Raw genomic sequence first — 2,656 nt, 5'->3', positions numbered from 1 at the left:
ATCTACGACACCAAGGCGGCCGGCCGGCACTACATCGCCGACCGCGGCCTCGCCTCCATCGGCTACGGCCTGCCCGGCGGGATGGGAGCGGCGCTCGCCGCCCCGGGCAAGCCGGTCGTCGCGGTGACCGGCGACGGCGGCTTCAACATGGGCCTGGGCGAGCTCGAGACGGCGCGGCGCTGCGGCGCCAACCTCACGGTCGTCGTCGTCAACAACGCCGCCTCGGGCTACGTCAAGGCGCTGCAGCACGCCATGTACGGCCGGCGCTACCAGTCGAGCGACCTGGTCGAGATGAACTATGCCGCGATCGCCGAGCAGATGGGCTGCCGCGGCATCCGGGTCGAGGATCCGGCCGCGGTCGACGGGGCGCTCGCCGCCGGCATCGCCGAGCGCGACCGGCCGACCGTGATCGACGTCGTGGTCACCCGCGATCCGGGCCAGATGCTGCCCGGCGTCGACAACCGCGCGGTCGAGATCAAGAAGGGCGATCGCGTCGCATGACAGCCGGCGCGTCGCCCCCGACGTGAGCCCGTCCCACATGCGCCCGACGGCGACGTGTCGGCCACCCGGCCGGCGATGCGCGGATCGGACGTAGCCGTGCGGACGGCGGCCGTGCGATGACGGGCGCCAACCCAACCGGCGACGTGCCGTTGCATGCGCCGGAATCGATCCAGACCTTCGGGTACCTGCTGGCGTTCCGGCAGAGCGACGGGCGGATCGAGCGCTGCTCGGCCAACATCGCCGATCTCCTCGGGCGTCCGCCGGAGGCGCTGGCCGGCCTCGGGCCCGCCGAAATCCTGTCGCCTGCCGTCGCGGCCCTGATCGAGACGACCGCGCCCGCCCCGTCGGGCGGGACGCTGCTGCGCGCGCCCTTCGTCGCCGCCGACGGGGCCCCGCACTCGGTGACCGTGCTGCGGACGTCCGAGCACCTGATCGTCGAACTGGAGCCGGCCGACGACAGCCCGCAGGCGGTGTACGAGCTGATGTGCCGCACCCAGGCCGGCATCGAGGTGCTGCGCGGAATCGCCGATCCGGCGGCGATGATGACGAAGATCGTCCAGGTCTTCCGCGACATCACCGGCTTCGATCGCGTGCTGCTGTTCCGCTTCGACCGCGACTGGAACCGGGACGTCGTGGCCGAGGAGCGCTCCCCGGCCGCAGCCGGGCGCTTCCTCGGACTGCGGGTGCCGGCCGACGCCCTGCCCGCGGTCGCCCGCCTGCTCTACCAGCGGGCGGGGACGCGCCTCATCCCGGACGTGCGGCTTCCGGAGGTTCCGGTCGTCGGCGTGCCGGGCCGCACGGGTCCCGGCACCAGGCCGCTCGACCTCTCCGAATCCGGCCTGCGTTCGACGTCGCCCCTGCATGCCGAACACCTGACCAGGCTCGGCGTCCGTGCCAGCCTGACGATGGCGATCGAGGTGGCCGGCACCCTCTGGGGCATGGTGACGGCGCACCACTACCAGCCGCGACGCCTGTCGGCGATCCGACGCGCCGCCTGCCGGCTGCTGGCGACCTCGATCGCCGCGCCGCTCGCCGCGCTCGAGGAGACGAGCCAGGCGGCGGCGAACACCCGCCGGGCGATCGCCATCGGCCGGGCGGCGAGCGAGGCGGTCGAACGGCCGGGGGCCGCCGAAGGCGCGATCGCCCACTTCGTCCGCCGCCTCGCCGAGGTGGCGGATGCGACGGGCGCCCTCATCCGCGTCGGCCGCTCCGAAGCGGCGACCGGCACGCTGCCGGCGCGACCGCTGCTCGATCGCATCGTCCGGCTGGCCGCCGAGCGGGCCGACGCCGGGGTCTTCACCGCGGAATCGCTGGCCGCGCTCGATCCGTCCCTGGCGACGGTCCGCGACATCGCGAGCGGCGCCGTCTGCATCGATCTGCCGGTGGCCGGCGGCGGCACGATCCTGTTGCTGCGCGGCGAAATCCCCGAGGACGTGGTGTGGGCGACCGACGCCTCGCGCCCCTATTCCGACGCCGGCCCCGCCTGGGCGGTGGCGGTCGGGGCCCGCGAGCGCGCCGAACCGGCGCCGCCGGGGACCCCGCGGATCGAGCGGACGCGCGGCGTCGCGCGAGGGTGGCCGGACGGGTTGCTGGCCCTGCTGCCGATCGCCCGGCAGACGGTGCTCGACATCGCGCACCTGGCGGCCGAGCGCGAGGTCCTGGCGGCGATCCGGCGGCGCGAGAGCGAACTCCGGACGATCTACGACAGTGTCGAGGAAGGCATCGCGCTGACCGACGCCGAGGGCCGGATCATCCACTGCAACCACCGGTTCGCGGCGCTCGTCGGGCACGCCCTGGAGACGGTGATCGGACTGCCGCTCGACCGGCTCATCGAGCCGATCGACGGCCGCGGCGGCGGCCGGCTGGTCGATGCCGGGCGCACCAAGGGCCGGCCGCGGGCGGCGGCGGACGGCGACCGGGCGCTCGAGGTCCGGGCGACCGCGACCGGCCGCGGTGCCGGCAGCCAGCACACCGTCGTCGTCCGCGACATCTCGCAGCGCGAGCAGTTCGAGGCGGAGCTGGTCCGGGCGCGCGAGGCGGCGGAGCGGGCGAGCCGCGCCAAGGACGAGTTCCTCGCCAACATGAGCCACGAGCTGCGGACGCCGCTGACGGCCGTGCTCGGCTACATCGACCTGCTCGACCAGCAGATCCGCGA

Annotated in this window: 2 protein-coding genes; both read left to right on the top strand. The window is 74.7% G+C overall.

The window, feature by feature from the left end; all coding sequences use genetic code 11:
- On the top strand, nucleotides 1–501 hold a 501-nt coding region (locus ACE3Q3_RS23855), incomplete at its 5' end, for a thiamine pyrophosphate-dependent enzyme (RefSeq protein WP_374450272.1).
- A 116-nt stretch (nucleotides 502–617) separates the two neighbouring features.
- Nucleotides 618–2,656, top strand: a 2,039-nt coding sequence (locus tag ACE3Q3_RS23850) for a GAF domain-containing protein (protein WP_374450270.1), incomplete at its 3' end; no start/stop codon positions are given.

Origin of the sequence: Allostella sp. (assembly GCF_041913585.1) — a bacterium.
Classification (GTDB): domain Bacteria; phylum Pseudomonadota; class Alphaproteobacteria; order ATCC43930; family Allostellaceae; genus Allostella.
The sequence above is the reverse complement of the archived record's forward strand: the minus strand, read 5'-3'. Positions and strand labels throughout refer to the sequence as shown.